We start from the raw sequence: 19,173 nt of genomic DNA on the forward strand, positions 1-19,173 counted from the left end.
TTTCAATAGACCTACCTAGATCATGTAGTGATTAGCTGGCTTAATGAATTGACTAAATTTCCCTTCCCTACTCTCAGCATGTTTAAATTGAGAAAAGGACAAAGGAAAGAAATAACCATATTCATTTAAGTTCTGGCTATTCCGCTCAAACATTTCTTCATATTCTTTTTCATCTTTACAATCATTAATTAAGTCAAGAACGGCAATCAATGCTTGAAGGCTTGAAATAATTTGAAATGCATCTTTTAATGTCCCATTGTATACCTGATCAGATGCTTGCGGCTGAAGCACTTTTAGTTGTTTTAATTCCAAAATTTCATCATCTGGAAAAAACCTCGGAAATATTTCGGTATACAGTTGTTCAACTAACTCCGCTATGTGGTTTTCTTGTTCGTCCGTTGACGCCACAACAACCTTCACTTATATCACCCTTTTTCTCCTATTAACCTTTTATTAGCTGTAATAAGCATACCATAGTCTATAACAACATTTTAGAGGTAAGTGTTACCGGAACTAGATTGTACATCCATTCATTGTTCTGTATACTTTTCTTTACACAAAACATGCAATAAAGGAAAGGTGACCTTCATGAAACGTGTCGGTGAATGGCTCGAAATAAATATCCCAGCGGACTGGGCAAACAACACTGTATTCTACATATTATCTCAAAAGCTTGGCGCTTCAAAGGCTCTTATTCAAAAGTGGAACAGCACATCAGCAATTATGAAAAACAATCATAAAGCAGACGTGAATCATCAACTTCTCCAAGATGATCAATTATGCCTACATATATTCAAGGAAGAAGATTATGGAGTCATACCAGAGAATCATGCAATACAGGTTCTTTATGAAGATGATCACCTACTGATTGTAAATAAACCAGCTGGGATTGATACACATCCCAATGAGGCAAATCAGAGGGGCACTCTGGCAAATAACGTAGCTTACTATTACCAAACATGTGGACTTAAAATAAGAGTAAGACATATTCATCGTCTTGACAGAGATACCTCTGGTGCCGTTGTTTTTGCAAAGAATGACTTAGCCCATTCTCTATTAGATCAAGAGCTTCAGACCAAAAAGATTAAACGTACATATATCTCAATTGTAAATGGGAGATTGTCTCCACCAAATGGTGTGATCAAAAAGCCTATTGGTAAGGATCGCCATCATCCTACACGAAGAAGAGTTTCACCAAAGGGACAAAGTGCGGTAACACACTATCACACAGAACATTATGACCAAAAGAAAAACTTGTCCGTTGTATCACTACAACTTGAAACAGGAAGAACTCATCAAATCCGCGTTCATTTAAGTTCAATAGGTCATCCAATCATTGGAGATACCCTTTATGGTGGAGACAAAAAACTCTTACAGCGACAGGCTTTGCATGCTGCAAAGATTTCTCTAACTCATCCTATCTCGCACAAATCTATTAAAGTAGAAGCTACGTTTCCACAAGATATCCTCTCTTTATTACCTGAATAAATAGTCCGCCGTATCTATGACAATTAACACACTTGTATAGATACGGTTCTTTTGTACCATTTTTCAGAATTCATCAATTATTTACATAATTTTCACATTCCGTTTACGTAAGACTGATAGTTTGTACATAGACACACAACAATGAACTGACTCCAAAATTATGGGGAGGGAATCTCAGGTGACCGAAAACAAAGAATTTAAAAGTATGAATCGTCGTGATTTTCTAAAGGTTGGAGGAATGAGTACAGTTGCATTGTCTTTAGGAACTACTGGGTTACTATCAGTAGGAAATGCTACACCGAGCCAGGCTAAAGGTAAACCTACATCTGGATTTGGTGGTTATGGAGAATTATTAAAAGATCCAAATGGAATTCTCGATTTACCTAGAGGTTTTCATTACAAAATTATTTCCAGACAAGGCGAGTTAATGACAGACGGAACAGTTATTCCTGGAAAGTTCGATGGAATGGCTGCATTTGAAGGTCCGAACAATACAACAATTCTTGTACGAAATCATGAGTTATCTACAGGTCCAGCATTTGGAAAAAACCCTTATGACCCTAATGCTCAAGGTGGTACATCAGCTTTAGTTGTAGGTCCAAATCGCGAGGTGAAAAAGGAATATGTTACATCTTCAGGAACAATCAGAAACTGTGCCGGAGGAGCAACACCTTGGGGCACTTGGTTAACTTGTGAAGAAAACCGTTCAGAAGGCCACGGATATGTTTTCGAGGTAGACCCACTTCAACCAGAAAACGACTTGTCCAAAACGCCAATCAAGGAAATGGGACGCTTTTCTCACGAAGCTTGTGCAATCGACCCTTCAACAGGATATGTTTACCTAACCGAAGATGCAAGCCCAAGCTACCTCTATCGTTTTATACCTAATGACTTAAGCCAAAAACCAGGATCATTACAAAAAGGCGGTACCCTATATGCAGCAGCAATTGAAGCTGTAACTGATCCATCAGCAAGCACCTTTAAAACAGGGCAAACATTTAAGCTTGTATGGAAGGAAGTAGATCCTCATTGGTGCCGTGAGGAAGCTAAAGAAAAAAAATGTATTGAATTCAGTAGACTTGAGGGTGCGTTCTTCCAAGAGGGTGTTTTCTGGTTTGATGACACATCTGCTGGTGACAAAAAACTTGGACGCGTTTATCGATACGTTCCTCATACGAATACATTAGAGCTTTTCTATGAAGGAAATGATGCGCAGAACATGGAATATCCAGATAATATCTGCTGTACGCCATGGGGTGACCTTTGGTTTGTAGAAGATGGGAATGGACAAGACCGCATTATGGGAATTACTCCAGAAGGAAAAGTTTATCCTTTTGCGGCGAACAGTTTCAATGATGCTGAATTTGCAGGACCAATCTTCTCACCAGATGGAAACACACTTTTTGTTAATATCCAAGACCCTGGTATGACCTTTGCCATTTGGGGACCGTTCCAACGCAGAAACGCTGCACGCGCTAGAGAAATGTCCTATGCTGCTCCTGCAAATCTTGCACCAAAACTCTCAGAAAGAACCGCTGAGGCTGCAAAGGCGCAAGGTATGTCTGTTCTAGAAGCAGCAGCATTTGAGCGTCATGGAGTAAATTTAGATTAATGATAATTGGAGGAAGATAGATGCTACAAAATATTGGAATTCCCGGATTAATCATTATTTTAGTTATTGCACTAATTATTTTCGGACCTTCAAAACTTCCTGAGATTGGACGAGCCTTTGGTTCAACGCTTAAGGAATTTAAAAAAGCCACAAATGATCTAGTTAATGGTGATAACAAAGAAGACGATAAAGCAGAAGAAAACTCAAAGCTACAAGCTATTGAGAGACCTAATAGTAAAACAGGTAGTTAATAAACAGTAGAAGTAGGCAGGTCCCATACCTGCTTACTTCTTTATCATTCGAGAAATACGGGCTTCTGAAAGGGGTTGTAAAAGGTGGATCTTACTGAAATGAACGTTGTTGATCATTTAAGTGAATTAAGAAAAAGGGTAATTATTACGTTAGCTTCATTTCTTCTTTTTCTCATCATCTCTTTCCTATACGTTCAAGATATTCATCATTTCTTAGTAAAAGATCTAAATGATAAACTAGCAATCTTAGGTCCTGGTGATATTCTATGGATCTACATGGCTATTGCAGGAATCAGCGCGATTACATTTACAATTCCTGTTGCTGCATTTCAAATTTGGCTTTTTGTTAAGCCTGGTCTCAGAAAAGAAGAGCAAAAAGTAACGTTAGCTTTTATTCCCGGTATCTTCATTTTGTTTATTTCAGGAATCGCATTTGGGTATTTTCTACTGTTTCCAATTGTCCTATCCTTTCTCCAATCACTTGCAGGTGATCAGTTCGAAACATTTTTCACAGTGGATAAATACTTTAGATTCATGATTAATCTAACCGTACCCTTTGGCTTTTTATTTGAGATGCCTGCTATTATTATGTTTTTAACGAGACTTGGGATTATTAATCCACAGAGGCTTGCAAAATCAAGAAAAATTTCTTATTTCTTCTTAATCGTTATATCGGTACTTATTACACCCCCAGACTTCATATCAGATATTCTGGTTATTGTACCGTTAGTTCTTTTATATGAATTTAGTGTTACATTATCAAAAATAGTTTATCGAAAAAAGCTAATTCATGAATCAGAGCAAGTGGCACAATAAAACACCTACAATATAAAAAACGATTTAGCACAGTCGCATGACATACTAAATCGTTTCTTATTATACTTCTTTCTTTTTTGCATAAATAATATAACGTTGTGGAGCATTTCCTACATAGCTAAATGGATAGCAAGTCGTCACTAAAAGCTCTTCATACTCATTTTGAAGAGTAATAATACTTAAATCGTCGGCTTCAACGATATTCGTTTCGGTAATTTCGTACTCAAAATTTCCATACGGTAATATAACTTCAAATGTATCACCAACTTCTAACTCACCCGCTTTACGAAAAACGGTATCTCTATGTCCAGACAAAACAATTTGTCCATTTTCATTAGGATAATAGCTTCCCTTATAATGGCCAACGCCTTTTTCAAGATCATCAGGGTCTGTTCCTTCTACAATTGGCAAGTCCGCATTTAATCTTGGAATATGTAGGATTCCAATTGCCTCACCTATCGGCGGTTTAAACGTACCATCTTCCTCTTTGTATATTTCTTTATCAGGGGCAGATTCTACAATCGACTTCGCTTCAGCTAACGAATTCGATGTTTGCATTTTAGTATCAAAAATCTCCCATCCTGCATAGCCTACGATTCCTAATCCAATAACAATTAATAAATATGATAGCTTTTTCACGATCACTACCACGCTTTCCTTTAATGTTATATAAATTATAACATAGTTAGGTACTGCTATAATAAGCGACTTAGTAGATTGGATAAGATTAATAAATTATAAAATATCTACAATACTTTTTACTTCCTTAAGCATTTTTTCTCTTGCATCCTTGTCTACATTCGGTACAGAATAAAAAAATTTGTGTGTGATAACATTTAATCCACAATAATCTAGAATGCCAACATCCATAGAAGTTTCCATTGATGCGATAAGCTGATTTGGCTTCATAAAGTCCTCCGTTTGACTTGTTGTTTGAAACACAACACATTTTTTCCCTTTGAGTAAACCTTCAGCACCCTTTAAATGCTCATACCTGAAGGCAAATCCATTTGTGAACACCCGATCGAAGTATCCCTTTAAGATTGCAGGCATACCACACCACCATGTTGGAAAGATAAACACAAGGTTTTCTGCCCACAAAATTTTCTTTTGTTCTTCTATGATTTCTTCCGATATTTTATTTTGGGAAAAATTAGTATGATTATCTTCCTCCAAAACAGGATTAAACTTTAATGCATATAGATCACGAACTCTTACCTCATGACCTTTATTGGTTAAGTGCATTTCCACCTCATAAGAAATGGAAGCATTAAAACTATTCTTACTAGGGTGTGCTAAAATAATAAGTGTTTTCATTGAAGCCTCCATAGCATTTTCTACTAGTATGATATTACCAAGGATATATTAAACAAACGTTTAATTAATTTAGCAAAAACAAAAAAGGACTGTCTAAAGATAGCTTTCACTACCATTTTAAACAGTCCTTTTCATTATTATTTTAATTCAGCTAACACTTCTTCAATTTTGGCAAGCTCAGATTGTAAACCCCCACCACTTAAGTACCATAGTGGGCCATCTAGATAAACAATTTTTCCATTTTTATAAGCATCTGTTTTCTTAATAATATCATTTTCCATATCAGCATCAATATTAGATTCGCCGCCAATTGCCGCTGTACGATCAATGACAAATAATACCTGTGGATTGAATTCTAAAATTGCTTCGAAGCCGAAATTAGAACCGTGTGATGAAGATTCGATATCTTCTGTTACTGGTTTGAAACCATAAATGTTATAAATGTAACCAAAATTAGAGTTTGATGCGAAGCCCGATAATTTACCTTCATTGTACATTGTTACTAATGAAGTTTCATAGGTTCCAGCTAATGCTTTAACTTCTTCTAAAGCTGAATCGAACTTTGCTGTGTATTCTTCAGCTTCAGCTTCTTTACCAAACATTTTTGCTGCTAAATCTACTGAAGATAAGAATGTGTTCCAGTAGTCATCTTGTGAAGTACCCACAAACACAACAGGAGCGATTTCTTTTAGTTCCTCATAGAATGCTGACTGACGACCAGAGATAAAAATTACATCAGGAGCCATTTCAGCGATATCTTCTAGTAAAGGCTCCTTCAAGCTACCAATACTTTTATACTCATCAGAAGCATATTTTTCAAGGTGAGCTGGCAGGCTAGTATCTTTTGCAACCCCTACAATTCCTTCAACACCTAGTGCATCTAGTGTATCTAAGAAACCATAATCGAACACAACAATTTTTTCAGGCATACTTTCAAATTCCACATCTTCAAAACTAGTTGAACTTCCATCTCTACCTTCACTTACAGCAACTGTTGGAGATACAGTCATTGGGTATGCTGGACCTTCTTCTCCTGCTGCTGCTTCTTCTTGACCTTCTGCTTCAGCAGTTTCTGTTGATTCTTTTTTTGTAGGTTCTGTTGAAGCTTCATCGTTAGAACCACAAGCAGCAAGCATTAATACCATAGCTGCTAACAATGCAATTAATAAATTTGTTTTTCTCATGTCTTTTCTCTCCCTTTTATAGTCTTTATCGTTAATGATAATCATTATCAGTGATAACGATTATCATTATGATCTATTAATAGTTTTTAGTCAATAACTTTTTAAGAGTTTATTAGTTTTTTTTTCTAAATTATCAAAAATATGACAATAATTTATGAACAATACCTAAAGAAATCTAATTGATTTCTCTAGGTTAACCTTGTTTATCTAATTTTCTTACGTATGTGAATTAAAATAGACACAAATTCTGCATCCATTCTGCTCCTGCACAGGAATATCCATATCATAAATTTCACGTAAGGCATCAGAATTTATGATTTCATGAGTCGGCCCGTTTTTCATCAGCCTTCCATTTTTCAATGCAACGATACGATCTGAATAAACGGATGCAAAGTTAATGTCATGCAAAACGATAACAACTGTTTTTCCAAGTTCATCAACTAATCTGCGTAAAATTTTCATAATTTGAACTGAATGCTTCATGTCTAAATTATTTAAAGGCTCATCTAATAAGACATAATCAGTGTCCTGGGCAATGACCATTGCAATAAATGCCCTTTGCTTCTGACCGCCTGATAATTCATCTAAAAATTTGTCTTGCATATCTGCTAAATTCATATAATCAATCGCTTGATCAACAAATTTATCATCTTCAGCTGTTAAACGTCCTTTCGAATACGGATAGCGACCAAACGCAACCAACTCACGAACTGTTAATCGAACGTTTAGGTGGTTTGCTTGCCTTAAAATAGATACTCTCTTCGCAAATTCTGAGGACTTCCACTTCTTCACATTGTTTTGGTCGAGTAGTACTTCACCTGTATCTGCTTCTAATAAGCGGCTCACCATAGAAAGAAGTGTTGACTTACCAGCTCCATTCGGCCCTATAAACGATGTAATGGTTCCCGGCTCGATCGTAACTGAAACATCCTCTACAACAGGCTTTTTACCAAATTGTTTTGTTAATCCTTTGATTTCAATCATCCTGCTGCCCTACTTTCCTTAAGTAATAGATAAATAAAGTAAATTCCACCGATAAAGTTAATAATGACACTTAACGTTGTGCGTAATTCAAAGATATGCTCCACAAGGAATTGCCCACCAACAAGTGCAATAATACTAATTAAACTCGCACCTATTATGTGAATAGAGTGTTTATATGTGACCAAATATTGATAGGAAAGATTTGCAACAATTAGTCCAAAAAATGTAATTGGTCCAACAAGCGCTGTTGATGTTGCGATTAAAACAGAAGATAAAATTAAAATTCTCATAACCATACTGTCATAGTTTATACCAAGGTTCATAGCATTTTCCCGGCCAAGTGACATAACATCCAGTTTCCCCATAATAAGGTAGCCATAAAGAAACGCAAAGAATAGAATACCAATTGAGATAAACAACAACTCAGCCTTTACGTTTGTAAAGGTTGCAAACAAACGGCTTTGAAGACTTAAATATTCAACTGGATCAATCAATACTTGTAGAAATGTTACCAAACTTCCAAGAAGTGTACCTATGATCATCCCTATTAATAGTAGAAAATAGATTGGATGCTTATCAGCCCTAAACAAAAAGCGATATAAAAGCATTGCAAACACTACCATTGCAAGAATTGCTGCACCAAAGTTTAAGTATTTATTTAACACCCAAACTGACATGGAACCCGCAAAGAAGTAAATTAATGTTTGTACGACTTGATACATCGAATCAAGTCCCATAACAGAAGGTGTTAAAATCCGATTATGTGTGATTGTCTGGAATACAACAGTTGAATAAGAGATGGCAATACCAGTTACAATCATTGCTGAAACTCGGAGCATACGCTTTGGAAAGGCATAGTCAAAGCCGCCCTTTATATCGTAAAAGCCATAAAACAAGATACATACAATAGCAATAGCTGCTAATAAAATCAGTTTTGTTCTATTTCGCATATGCTCTCCCCCTAAGTAGCATCGTTAAGAAGATCGCACTGCCTATCACTGCCACTGTTACATTAACTGGAATCTCATAAGGGTGAATAATGATCCGCCCTAAAATATCACATATTAATAAGAAAACAACCCCCAATACCGCGGTATGTGGTATTGTTTTGCGTAAATTATCACCTAAATAAAGAGAAACAATATTTGGTACAATTAGTCCCAAAAATGGAATAACCCCAACAGTGAGAACAACTGTTGTTGAAATAATTGCAACAAGAATAAGACCAATATTTAGAATCAGCTTATAACTTAAGCCTAGATTCTTCGCAAAATCTTCTCCCATTCCGGCTACTGTAAATTTATTCGCATAAATATAAGCTAAAATAACGGCTGGAATACTAACATATAAAAGTTCATAGCGACCAGAAATAATCAAAGTAAAGCTCCCCATAAGCCAGGAAGAGAGGTTTTGAAGTAGATCAGCTTCATACCCTAAAAAGGTTGTAATGGAAGATAAAATATTCCCATACATAATTCCAATTAATGGAACAAAAATAACATCTTTAAATTTTATACGATCCAAAATCTGCATAAATACGAATGTTCCAGCCAATGCAAAAGCAAAACTAAAAATAACTTGCTGGGTATATGTTACATTCGTAAAAAATAGCATTGAAATTAAAATACCTAGCCTTGCTGCGTCTAATGTCCCAGCAGTTGTTGGTGATACAAATTTATTTCGGCTTAAAGACTGCATAATTAAGCCGGCAATACTCATCCCTGCCCCCGCTAATATAATCGCAATTAAACGTGGAATTCGGCTTATTAGGAAAATATGTGTTTCGTCTGAATCCCAATTAAGCAAGTCCATTGGTGTAATATCAATTGCTCCGATGAAAAGCGAAATAAAAGACAGGACGATAGCTGCAATTCCTAGCATCCATAATCTCATTTGAAACCCTCATAACCTATTTATTCTTAGTACAACAATTGAACCAATTATTATTCCAAGTTGAATCTATCAAGTATGTAAATAAAAGTATGACAAACCAAGAGCCCTCTCACACTTAATTAACATATGATAATCATTATCATTAAATGATAAAAAAAAGAACGTGTATTTATCTACGATTCACACCTGTTGAGATTGATTATCAACTACAATAATTAATGTATCACAAAAAACAAATTGAGAAAAGATGTATATTTCAAATTATGGAATTTATCTAAATACGTCCACATTTTCGCCACAAATTAAACTCGATAAGTTTTAATTAAAGTATTAGGAGGAGAATCTGACATGCTCTTTTTTATAAAAACTAGTTTAAGAGATTCGAAAATAGGGAAAGTATAAATGATTTCTGTAACCTAATTCGTCTTATAACTTTACGAAACTCACCATTATTTTCTTCTTATTAAAAGATGAAGAACAATGAAGGAAAGAGTATAATAGGAGGTAGATTAAATCAGAAAGGACTGACATACATGACTGATTTAACTAAGAAGTTTGCTCAATTTCTTTTACTTGGTGACACCGTAAGGTCATTTAAAATAATTGAGAAGCTCTTACATGAAGGATTTACCCCCCTCTACATCTATGAAAATGTTATAAAGGAAGCATTATATTATATAGGTTACTTATGGGAAATTGATGAAATCAGTGTTGCTGATGAGCATTTAGCTACAGGAACAGCTGATTATGTTTTAACAAAGCTCGATTTTCACTTAGATCAGAATGATGAGCAAGTGATAGGAAGTCAAAAGCAGGTTATGCTATTCTGTATTGAAGGTGAAGAGCACTATGTTGGAATAAAGATGGCAGCATCAATTTTCAAGCAAAACTCTTGGAATGTAAAATATTTAGGTCCTAATTTACCGTTACAACATGCCATTTACTATGCAAATAAGTCTAAGCCTGATGTGATTTGTTTATCAGTAACAGTTTCACATCATCTAAAAAATCTACCAGAATACATTCAAACACTTGAAATGCTAGATCATAAGCCGACGATTATACTCGGAAGTAGACTAGCAGAAAAGTATGATTTATCAAAGTTCATATCTAATCAAACACTCATAGTTCCTAATCTGGAAAACTTAACGGCATTTATTAATGGCCAACTTATTGGGATTGAAGCTTAACTTTTAAGAAGGTGTGGTGTGCAAATGTACGCACTTGAAAACGTACCTGTACCTGTTTTTGTTTTAAATTCACAGCTTGATGTGATAGATTCATCTTCAATGTCACATCAAATTTTCTCTAAATCTAAAAACTTCCTTGACCTTGTTGATCAAGAAAGCCGAAACAAAGTCCAATATTTCCTATCCACAAAGGAAAAAGATAAATTTGAAGCAAATATGATTACAATTGAAAATTCATTAGAATTATTTGAACTATATATTAAACAAAATCATGAAGGTTTATTATATGTGGTAAGTATTCCTTTAAGAGAAAATCTAAAAAAAGTCAGCCACCAGGTTAATATGCTTCGAGAACAATTAACAGTGACTGACCAAGATCAATTTGAACAGGATCATCGAAAAGAAATTATTTCATTATTTCAGCCGTTTCTAACAGACTCAGATATATATAATTTAATAAGTTCGTCTGATAATATGAAGGACCTTCCAAGGAAGCTTGAGAAAATACAGGATTTACTCAGCCTCCTTCGCCCCGATATCATTGAAAGTGGAAAAAGTGCTCACTTTGAAGTCATTATTGATGAATTAAATGAGCTGCGCTCTTCAATCGATTTCTATTTAACATTGATGCCTCTTTTAGACCGCTTCGACTGAGTTAGATAAAGGTAACGTAATTTCAACTGTTGTGCCTTTATCTAATTCACTTGAAAAGACTATTTTCCCATTATGACTCTCAATAATTTTAAAGCTAACCATTAAACCTAAACCTGTTCCTTTTTCCTTGGTTGTGTAGAAAGGCTGTCCCATTTTCTCAAGCTGTTCCTTTGGAATTCCTTTTCCTTTATCTTCAAAGCGGATAAGTACCTCTCCACTATCCAGTTTACGTGTTTCAATCTTTAAATTTCCTGGGCGGCCTTCCATCGACTCGATTCCATTTTTTACAATATTAATAAAAACCTGCTTTAACTCATTCTCAATTCCTTGGATGGTAAAAATAAATGGGTCATTATATGTTTCGATTGTAACGTCATTAAGAATGGCTTGTGTTTCCCAAATTTTCGAAACATCTTGAATGATTTTATTAATATTAACATCCTGAAAAGCCGCTGCCTTTGGTCGAGATAGTACTAAAAATTCGTTAATGATCTCTTCCAGCCTAATAAACTCAGTCATCATTACTTCAGCGTATTCCTTACGATATGTGTTGGTTTGGATCATTAGCTGTAAGAAGCCTCTTAATGAAGTTAGAGGATTTCTTATTTCATGTGCAATGCCAGCTGCCAGCTGTCCAATTGCTGAGAGCATTTCAGACTTTATCAACATTTGCTCAGAGCTTTTTCTATTGGTTATATCTTCTCCTACCCTTAAAATTTGAACAACATCATGATCTTCATTTTCAACCGGTATTAATGCGAGATTTTCCCAATATTGTTTTCCATCGCGAGCTGTATAGGATATTTCACCAGACCATTTTTCACCAGCACGCACCTTTTTCCAATGAGAATCAAAATCACTATCAATATAATATTCTGCATAGATATCTTTTAACTTACGTCCGATTAAATCCTTAACCTCTAACCCAAGTTGTTCTGCAAATTTACTATTCGCATACTCTATTTTCCCTTGGAAGTCTGTAAACACTGTATTTGCCGGGCTAAGTTCAATAGCCTGCATACTCAATTGAAGCTCTCGATTTACCTTCTTAATTTTAGTGATATCAATAAATGTCATCACAATTCCGTCAACAATATTGTCACTAGTACGGTAAGGCATGATTTTGACACTATACCATTTTCCATCTTTTGCAGGTAGATCTTTTATAATTGATTTCGTTGTCATTAACACATCTTGGATATCTTCTATCAATGTTTCATACTCTAATCGATGTGATATATGAAAAATTGGACGCCCAATATCACGATTAATAACATGAAAGAGCTTCATAACCTCAGGAGTATAAAGTTTAATATTTAATTTCTTATCCAAGAAAATGGTTGCGATATTGGTATTAATCAACAAATTGTCCATATCATTGTTAAGATCCGTAAGTTCAATAATTTTCTTTTCATACTGAGAATTAACTGTAATTAATTCTTCATTAACGGATTGCATTTCTTCATTTGTACTTTGGAGTTCTTCATTCGCAGCAATTAATTCTTCATTTGTTGACTGAAGCTCTTCATTTGATGTTTCTAATTCTTCAATCGTTGTTTGAAGACTTTGCTTTGTATAATAAAGCTCCTGCTCTAAGTCAAAGATTCTTTGATTATAGGCAGAATCCTGATCAAATGTCATAGAATCAGCTTTGATTATAGTTGTAGAGTCAGGCATATGATCTTTTATGAATAATGCAACATATCCCTTTCTTACATTTTCTAAAGGCTTAACAACTAGTTTCACCTGTTTGCTTTCATTTTTATTGATTAAAAGATTCTTATATTTAATCTCTCTTAATTCCTCACGAACCTTTTTTATAGCTGTTCCAATGGCAACAGATAGGTTTGTTGGAACCATATTAAAAATATTATAGTTAACCTTTCCCTTTGGCAGGTTTAAATACTCACCTGCATTACCGGAAGAAAGAATTACCTCATTATGCTCATTGATTACGATGCACGGAGGTAACAGATCGTCCATGAGTGAATAATACAGTTCATCTGGGTGCTGATACCTGTTTGTGTCACGTAAGTGTTCAGTACCTCTTCTCTCACTATCTCCGGAGATTTCCTTAGGAGCTAGCAATGCTTGGGAAAAATGTTGGTTATCAGAAACCTGGTTACTAAAAACTTTCCACTTGCTATTAACAGAGGAGAAAAGATTTGAGAGTTTACCGATCGTTTCACTTGGCCCTAAAAATAAATAGCCTTTCTCCTTTAGTGCAAAGTGAAACAATGACAATACTCGTTGCTGAAGCTCTGTTTGAAAGTAGATCATGACATTTCTACAACTTATCATGTCTAAATTAACAAATGGAGAATCCTTCGTCATATTATGAGGGGCAAATACAATTTTTTGCCTGATTTCTCTTTTTACCTGATAATCACTGCCTTGTTTATCAAAATACTTAATTAGTAGATGTTTTGGGATCATTGAGACGATTTGCTCTGAATAGCAGCCCTGACTTGCGAACTTAACAGCATCACGGTCAATGTCTGTGGCGAACACTTGCAAATCCATATCACTTTCTCTTTTTTCCAGCTCTTCATTAAATAAAATAGCTAAAGAATATGCCTCCTGACCTGATGAGCATCCGGCTACCCATATCCTCATCTTATTTCGGCCTCGCTGCAAGTTCTCACTAATCATTGATGGAATGAGAGTATTCTGCATATAGTAAAATGCATCAGTATCCCTAAAAAAGTGAGTCACACCAATAAGTAAATCTTCTTGAAGATAACGAATTTCCCTAGGATTTTCCAGCAAATAGTTTTTATAGTCCTCAAGATTAAGGAAAGATTCTTCCAATAAACTCATTCTACGTTCGATTCTTCGGATAACAGTGTTTTTCTTATACATGGTAAAATCAATACCACTTTTTTTATGAATCATCATTAACACTTGGTTTAATGTTGTTTCTTTAAAATCCACGGGTTCTGTTTCGATATAATTTTGAATATGCTCAGACATCACTGAAGGATTAATGACGTAATCTCCAACCCCTGACTTGATTGCGCTTTCGGGCATATCCATATACTTTGCTGTCTCATTCTGAACAACGCAAAGTCCGCCTCTTTCGTGAATATCATTTAAGCCCTTTGTTCCATCTGTCCCTTTACCAGACAAGATCACACCGATTGCTCTCTTTTGTGCGTAGTAAGCAATAGATGTTAAGAACGTATCTATTGGATAATTCACTACTTGACTCTCATGATATTTCTCTAGATGTAACTGCCCTTTATTATTTATAGTAATATAGTGATTGGGTGGGCATAAATAGACGGTTTTAGGCTTAACCTCCAACCCTTGCTTTGCCTCAAAAACCTGCATATTTGTATATTTTCTGAGTAGTTCCGGCATAAAGCTTTTATATTTAGAAGATAAATGTTGGACAACAACAAATGCTGCATCTATGTCAGATTTCATACTTTGGAAAAATTGCTCTATGGCTTCAAGACCTCCAGCTGAGGCTCCAATTCCTACAACATATGGTGTATCAAGTTCACCCTTTTCATGTTCCTGTTCTAATTGCCCATTTGGTGCATTTGACATCTAGTATCCTCCTTAAACAATTCCCCATAACCAATTCGACAACAATAAATTGATATCCTGTTGATTAACAAAGAAAAATACTTAATTAAGTTAAATTAATTAAGCATTTTATTACTTTACCTCTTTATCATTCTACTATCATAACAGTTATTACAGATGGGATATACCATAATGTATTTCTTTTGCTCTGTTCTATTTATATTATACTACGACTAAATTTCTAGTTTTATCTACAAGAAGGAATTGCCATATGTTTAGAGAAAATAGTATGACATTATGGAAAGGAGGTATAGAATTGAAGCGATTAGAAGACCAGGAGATTGAAGAACTACTTTCTTCTTTACAACAATGGAAATTAAAAGACCAGCGTTCTATCGTTAGAAAATACATATTTAAGGACTATCTTGCCGGAATAGATTTTGTTTCAAAGGTAGGATATCTTGCTGAGCAAGCAGATCATCACCCTTTTATTGAGATTCAGTATAAAGCCGTTTTTATTACCTACACATCATGGGCTGCAAAAGGTTTAACAAAATTAGATTTCGAATTAGCGCATAAGATTGATCAGTTATTTATTGATCCCTCTTCAATTAGCTTTTAGTATCTCTCCTCATCTTTCCTTGTAGCGAAATCTAGTTAACAGCATAGGTTAGTTAAGGAATTCCTATAGAGGAGGAAAAAACACATGAATTTTTACCCTAGAAGAAACCATTACGCTCCTTATCAACCAGGATTTATGCAGAACTACGGTGCATCTCCTGCAACTGGAACAATGTATGGTAACGGATTTTATCCAACACCGGGTACCGGTACCCCTTATCAGGGAGTAACATCACCAATAGGGAATAGCTATAATCCAAACTATGGAGGAGTATTCCCAAACCCTGTCGGAAATACTTATCCTAATTTTGAAGGATCTCTTCCTGGGCCTTATGGTAACTCTTATCCAGGCTACCCTAATTTCGAAGGACCTCTTCCTGGGCCTTACGGCAACTCGTATCCAGGATATCCTAATTTCGAAGGACCTCTTCCGGGACCTGATGGCAGCTCTTATCCGGGGTATCCTAATTTTGAAGGACCTCTTCCAGGACCTGATGGCAGCTCTTATCCGGGGTATCCTAATTTTGAAGGACCTCTTCCGGGACCAACAGGAAATATGTTTCCACAATCGCCTACTTATGAAAGAACTCCGCAAAGAAAAAAATAAACTAAAAGGAGCGTATTATCGCTCCTTTTAGTTATTCTAAAGGTAATAGGATTTTAACTGTTGTTCCTTTCCCAAGCTCGCTAGTAAAGAAGATTTTCCCCTTATGATTTTGGATGATTCTATAGCTTATCATCAGCCCAAGTCCACTACCCTTTTCCTTATTAGAATAAAAAGGTTCTCCAAGCGTAGGAATTCGTTCTGGTGAAATGCCTACACCTTCATCAGCCACCGCAATATACAAATATCGTTCATCCTCTATCCCAATCTCAATATGAATCATGCCACCTTTTGGCATTGATTCAATTGCATTACTAATCAAATTTTGAAAAACAAGCTTAACTTGATTTAAATCACATGGTATAGATAGGCTAGCATGACACTTGATACAAAAAGTAATATTAAGCATTCTGCTTAACTCCTCATTTGTACGTAAAACCTCTTGAAGGAGGTCTATGATGTTATTTTGTTCACGCTTAGTACCAAGATGAGAGTTTGCAAGAACAAGAATTTCATTTACGAAATCTTCCATCTGTAAAAGCTCACTTAGAATTAATTCCTTGTATGGATAGGAATAGCCATCTTTCAGCTGCATAAATCCTTTTATACTTGTTAAAGGGTTTCGTATTTCATGTGCAATACTTGCCGCTAATTGACCTACAGCTGTTAGCTTATCTGATTTCCTCACTAAAGCCTGATTTTGTTTCTTCTCCGTAATATCTTCAGCTACACCCGCAATTCGATAAGGATGACCGTTTGGATTATACACTGGTACAATTCGGTTTCTCACCCAACGTATTGTACCGTCTGTGTGAATTATTCTATAGTCAAATTCAACTCTTTCATGCACATTCCCAAATCTCTCCAATGCATACTCACGATCATCAGGATGAATGGATCTTTCCCAGAGTGTCTGATCTAAATTATATTCTTCACCTGTTCTGCCTGAGATTTCTTTCCATGCAGAACTCATATATAGTAGCTTTTTCTCTTGAATATCAACTATCCAAAAGGCTTCTTTAATGTTATTAGCAATTTGCTCGAATCTCTCTTGAGTTTCCTTTAGCTTTTTCTCAGCAATTCTTCGTTCCAGCTCATTGCCAACCCACTGTGTCATCAATTGTAGGAATTCAATGTCTGAGTTGGATATTGTACGAAATCCCTGATGAATATCATAAAAGCAAAAAGTACCGTAAAATTGTTCATGAACAAATATTGGTGCACCCACATACTCTCTTATCATCGATTGATTATGAATTGGTGCAGACTGACTTATATGTACTGGTGTTAAACGTTCCCTAACCATCCCAGCACACGTTTCATCTAGAGAAATGACTTCTCCAACATTTATCGTTTCTGTTAAATCTGTTGTTTGGATAACCTCATAATGGTTCCCAGTTATTTTTGAAATATTTCCATCTGACAACTGGAAGCGCTCACAACCTATACTTAATAACTTTTTTAATTTATGCTCAAAGCTTAAGTCATTATTGCTCGTTATTTCATATAAGCTTCTAATTGACTGTTCACTCAGCGTTCTCTCGATTATGTCTGATCTTAACTCAATTTCTGTCTTTACCCAATAACTCAAATCGATCAAGTTATTAAGTTCATCTTCACTAAGCGTTCTTGGTTTCACATCAATAATACACAAAGACCCTAGTATATTGTTTTGCTTCGTAATAATTGGTACACCAGCATAGAAACGGATTTGATGTTCTTTCACTAATCGATTATGTTTAAAGCGATGGTCTTCCAGTGTATCTTCAATCACTAATGGGTTTCCATCTAAAACAACATACTGACAGAAGGCTGCCTCTCTTTCTGTTGACCTCTCTTCTAAAATTGAACCTGTGAGACCTACGCATGATTTAAACCATTGTTTGTCCTCAGTTAATAACGTTATTAATGAAATAGGAACTTGAAAGATCCTACTAGCTAACCTTGTAATGCGATCAAATGACTCTTCATTTGGAGTATTGATGAGGTCCAGTTTATATAATTCTGTTAATCTCCTCTTTTCTCTTTCTAAATAAGAGGAGCTACCGCTATCAAACATTTCCTCCAGCTTAAAAATAGAAATCACTCCAAGCGTTTTTTTCAATTATATCATATGGGATTATTTGGCGGAACAATAGTTCGTAGGTTTTAATAGTAGAGTTTATTATAATTTGAACCAATGTGTGTTTTCGAGATACCTAGTGTTAGAGTACCTGTAGGGTGTGATATTCAGTAGTTCATGCGTTTTTCGATAGGTGATTCGAGTATTAACACCAGCTCCATCTGGATTCCCTTATATCGAGGCTCTTTGCTGATCATTTCTCACGGATTTGTCCCGATTATCTTAGTATCGAGACTCTTTACAACTCTTTTCTCACGGATTTGTCCCGATTCTCTCTGTATCGAGACACATCTTTCTGCTGGAGGACCTTTTCTGTCCCGATTCCACCTGTATCGAGACACATCTTCCTGACGGAAGACCTTTTCTGTCCCGATTCCCCCTGTATCGGGACACATCTTCCTGCTGGAGGACCTTTTCTGTCCCGATTCCCCCTGTATCGAGACACATCTTCCTACTGAAAGACCTTTTCTGTCCCGATTCTGCCTGTATCGAGACACATCTTTCTGCTGGAGGACCTTTTCTGTCCCGATTCCCCCTGTATCGAGACACATCTTTCTGCTGGAGGATCTTTTCTGTCCCGATTCTCCCTGTATCGAGACACATCTTCCTGCTGGAGGACCTTTTCTGTCCCGATTCTCTCTGTATCGAGACACATCTTTCCGACGGAAGATTTTTTCTGTCCCGATTTCCCCTGTATCGGGACACATCTTTCTGCTGGAGGACCCTTTCTGTCCCGATTCCCCCTGTATCGAGACACATCTTCCTACTGAAAGACCTTTTCTGTCCCGATTCCCCCTGTATTGAGACACATCTTTCTGACGGAAGACCTTTTCTGTCCCGATTCCACCTGTATCGAGACACATCTTCCTGCTGGAGGACCTTTTCTGTCCCGATTCCACCTGT

Annotated in this window: 18 protein-coding genes; 8 read left to right on the forward strand and 10 right to left on the reverse strand. The window is 36.0% G+C overall.

Annotated features, from left to right (window positions below):
* Positions 1–15 precede the first annotated feature (15 nt).
* Complete coding sequence (locus tag ACEWK1_RS13555; RefSeq protein ID WP_212136012.1) at positions 16–420, reverse strand: DUF5365 family protein; 405 nt, start codon at positions 418–420, stop codon at positions 16–18.
* A gap of 168 nt (positions 421–588) precedes the next feature.
* Here ACEWK1_RS13555 and ACEWK1_RS13560 point away from each other — a divergent pair, with 168 nt between their 5' ends.
* The 4 genes from ACEWK1_RS13560 (at position 589) to tatC (ending at position 4,167) form a co-directional block, all read left to right on the forward strand.
* Complete coding sequence (locus tag ACEWK1_RS13560) at positions 589–1,488, forward strand: RluA family pseudouridine synthase (protein ID WP_212136011.1); 900 nt, start codon at positions 589–591, stop codon at positions 1,486–1,488.
* A 178-nt stretch (positions 1,489–1,666) separates the two neighbouring features.
* On the forward strand, positions 1,667–3,100 hold the full coding sequence (locus ACEWK1_RS13565) for an alkaline phosphatase PhoX (RefSeq protein ID WP_232273652.1): 1,434 nt from the start codon (positions 1,667–1,669) through the stop codon (positions 3,098–3,100).
* Positions 3,101–3,120: 20 nt separating this feature from the next.
* Positions 3,121–3,351 (forward strand): twin-arginine translocase TatA/TatE family subunit, encoded by a 231-nt coding sequence (gene tatA / locus ACEWK1_RS13570; RefSeq protein ID WP_121664544.1) that lies wholly within the window; start codon positions 3,121–3,123, stop codon positions 3,349–3,351.
* 99 nt (positions 3,352–3,450) lie between these two features.
* Positions 3,451–4,167: a twin-arginine translocase subunit TatC gene (gene tatC / locus ACEWK1_RS13575; RefSeq protein WP_285842869.1), complete on the forward strand. Its 717-nt coding sequence runs from the start codon at positions 3,451–3,453 to the stop codon at positions 4,165–4,167.
* A 60-nt stretch (positions 4,168–4,227) separates the two neighbouring features.
* Here tatC and ACEWK1_RS13580 read toward each other — a convergent pair whose 3' ends face one another.
* The 6 genes from ACEWK1_RS13580 to ACEWK1_RS13605 form a co-directional block, all read right to left on the reverse strand.
* Positions 4,228–4,809 (reverse strand): class D sortase, encoded by a 582-nt coding sequence (locus ACEWK1_RS13580; RefSeq protein ID WP_396653828.1) that lies wholly within the window; start codon positions 4,807–4,809, stop codon positions 4,228–4,230.
* A 93-nt stretch (positions 4,810–4,902) separates the two neighbouring features.
* Positions 4,903–5,484 carry an NAD(P)H-dependent oxidoreductase gene (locus ACEWK1_RS13585; RefSeq protein ID WP_162987540.1) on the reverse strand — a complete coding sequence of 194 codons (582 nt, stop codon included), beginning with the start codon at positions 5,482–5,484 and terminating at the stop codon, positions 4,903–4,905.
* Between the two features lie 137 nt (positions 5,485–5,621).
* Positions 5,622–6,668: a siderophore ABC transporter substrate-binding protein gene (locus ACEWK1_RS13590; protein ID WP_121664540.1), complete on the reverse strand. Its 1,047-nt coding sequence runs from the start codon at positions 6,666–6,668 to the stop codon at positions 5,622–5,624.
* Positions 6,669–6,884: 216 nt separating this feature from the next.
* Positions 6,885–7,652 carry an ABC transporter ATP-binding protein gene (locus ACEWK1_RS13595; protein WP_121664539.1) on the reverse strand — a complete coding sequence of 256 codons (768 nt, stop codon included), beginning with the start codon at positions 7,650–7,652 and terminating at the stop codon, positions 6,885–6,887.
* Positions 7,649–8,602, reverse strand: coding sequence for an iron chelate uptake ABC transporter family permease subunit (locus tag ACEWK1_RS13600; protein WP_098798663.1), 954 nt, complete (start codon positions 8,600–8,602; stop codon positions 7,649–7,651). Before ACEWK1_RS13600 ends, ACEWK1_RS13595 begins: the two co-directional genes overlap by 4 nt.
* Positions 8,592–9,545, reverse strand: a complete 954-nt coding sequence (locus ACEWK1_RS13605) for an ABC transporter permease (protein WP_121664537.1) — start codon at positions 9,543–9,545, stop codon at positions 8,592–8,594. Before ACEWK1_RS13605 ends, ACEWK1_RS13600 begins: the two co-directional genes overlap by 11 nt.
* A 533-nt stretch (positions 9,546–10,078) precedes the next feature.
* On the opposite strand from ACEWK1_RS13605, the gene ACEWK1_RS13610 reads away from it, so the two are divergent.
* On the forward strand, positions 10,079–10,735 hold the full coding sequence (locus ACEWK1_RS13610) for a cobalamin B12-binding domain-containing protein (protein ID WP_212136010.1): 657 nt from the start codon (positions 10,079–10,081) through the stop codon (positions 10,733–10,735).
* Positions 10,736–10,759: 24 nt separating this feature from the next.
* Positions 10,760–11,389, forward strand: coding sequence for a hypothetical protein (locus ACEWK1_RS13615; RefSeq protein WP_212136009.1), 630 nt, complete (start codon positions 10,760–10,762; stop codon positions 11,387–11,389).
* On the opposite strand, the gene ACEWK1_RS13620 is transcribed toward ACEWK1_RS13615, so the two are convergent.
* Positions 11,372–14,944, reverse strand: coding sequence for a CheR family methyltransferase (locus ACEWK1_RS13620; protein ID WP_212136008.1), 3,573 nt, complete (start codon positions 14,942–14,944; stop codon positions 11,372–11,374). The genes ACEWK1_RS13615 and ACEWK1_RS13620 overlap by 18 nt on opposite strands.
* A 295-nt stretch (positions 14,945–15,239) precedes the next feature.
* Here ACEWK1_RS13620 and ACEWK1_RS13625 point away from each other — a divergent pair, with 295 nt between their 5' ends.
* Both ACEWK1_RS13625 and ACEWK1_RS13630 read left to right on the forward strand, forming a co-directional pair.
* Positions 15,240–15,545, forward strand: a complete 306-nt coding sequence (locus tag ACEWK1_RS13625) for a 4a-hydroxytetrahydrobiopterin dehydratase (protein WP_232273653.1) — start codon at positions 15,240–15,242, stop codon at positions 15,543–15,545.
* Positions 15,546–15,629: 84 nt separating this feature from the next.
* Positions 15,630–16,151: a hypothetical protein gene (locus ACEWK1_RS13630; protein ID WP_212136007.1), complete on the forward strand. Its 522-nt coding sequence runs from the start codon at positions 15,630–15,632 to the stop codon at positions 16,149–16,151.
* Positions 16,152–16,182: 31 nt separating this feature from the next.
* Here the strand turns inward: ACEWK1_RS13630 and ACEWK1_RS13635 are convergent, their stop codons facing one another.
* Both ACEWK1_RS13635 and ACEWK1_RS13640 read right to left on the reverse strand, forming a co-directional pair.
* The gene (locus ACEWK1_RS13635; protein ID WP_212136006.1) at positions 16,183–18,207 is read right to left on the reverse strand and encodes an ATP-binding protein; all 2,025 of its coding nucleotides are present in this window, start codon (positions 18,205–18,207) and stop codon (positions 16,183–16,185) included.
* Positions 18,208–18,470: 263 nt separating this feature from the next.
* The coding region (locus ACEWK1_RS13640; protein ID WP_416636376.1) for a hypothetical protein at positions 18,471–19,173 on the reverse strand (703 nt) is incomplete at its 5' end.

This window comes from Metabacillus sp. YM-086, from assembly GCF_048059995.1.
In the GTDB taxonomy this organism is placed as follows: Bacteria; Bacillota; Bacilli; order Bacillales; family Bacillaceae; genus Metabacillus; species Metabacillus litoralis_B.

Coding starts and splice junctions, on each gene's coding strand:
- ACEWK1_RS13600 (WP_098798663.1), bottom strand. CDS start 8,602: ATGCGAAATAGAACAAAACTGATTTTATTAGCAGCTATTGCTATTGTA.
- ACEWK1_RS13605 (WP_121664537.1), bottom strand. CDS start 9,545: ATGAGATTATGGATGCTAGGAATTGCAGCTATCGTCCTGTCTTTTATT.
- ACEWK1_RS13560 (WP_212136011.1), top strand. CDS start 589: ATGAAACGTGTCGGTGAATGGCTCGAAATAAATATCCCAGCGGACTGG.
- ACEWK1_RS13635 (WP_212136006.1), bottom strand. CDS start 18,207: ATGTTTGATAGCGGTAGCTCCTCTTATTTAGAAAGAGAAAAGAGGAGA.
- ACEWK1_RS13595 (WP_121664539.1), bottom strand. CDS start 7,652: ATGATTGAAATCAAAGGATTAACAAAACAATTTGGTAAAAAGCCTGTT.
- ACEWK1_RS13590 (WP_121664540.1), bottom strand. CDS start 6,668: ATGAGAAAAACAAATTTATTAATTGCATTGTTAGCAGCTATGGTATTA.
- ACEWK1_RS13610 (WP_212136010.1), top strand. CDS start 10,079: ATGACTGATTTAACTAAGAAGTTTGCTCAATTTCTTTTACTTGGTGAC.
- tatA (WP_121664544.1), top strand. CDS start 3,121: ATGCTACAAAATATTGGAATTCCCGGATTAATCATTATTTTAGTTATT.
- ACEWK1_RS13615 (WP_212136009.1), top strand. CDS start 10,760: ATGTACGCACTTGAAAACGTACCTGTACCTGTTTTTGTTTTAAATTCA.
- ACEWK1_RS13630 (WP_212136007.1), top strand. CDS start 15,630: ATGAATTTTTACCCTAGAAGAAACCATTACGCTCCTTATCAACCAGGA.
- ACEWK1_RS13620 (WP_212136008.1), bottom strand. CDS start 14,944: ATGTCAAATGCACCAAATGGGCAATTAGAACAGGAACATGAAAAGGGT.
- ACEWK1_RS13585 (WP_162987540.1), bottom strand. CDS start 5,484: ATGAAAACACTTATTATTTTAGCACACCCTAGTAAGAATAGTTTTAAT.
- tatC (WP_285842869.1), top strand. CDS start 3,451: ATGAACGTTGTTGATCATTTAAGTGAATTAAGAAAAAGGGTAATTATT.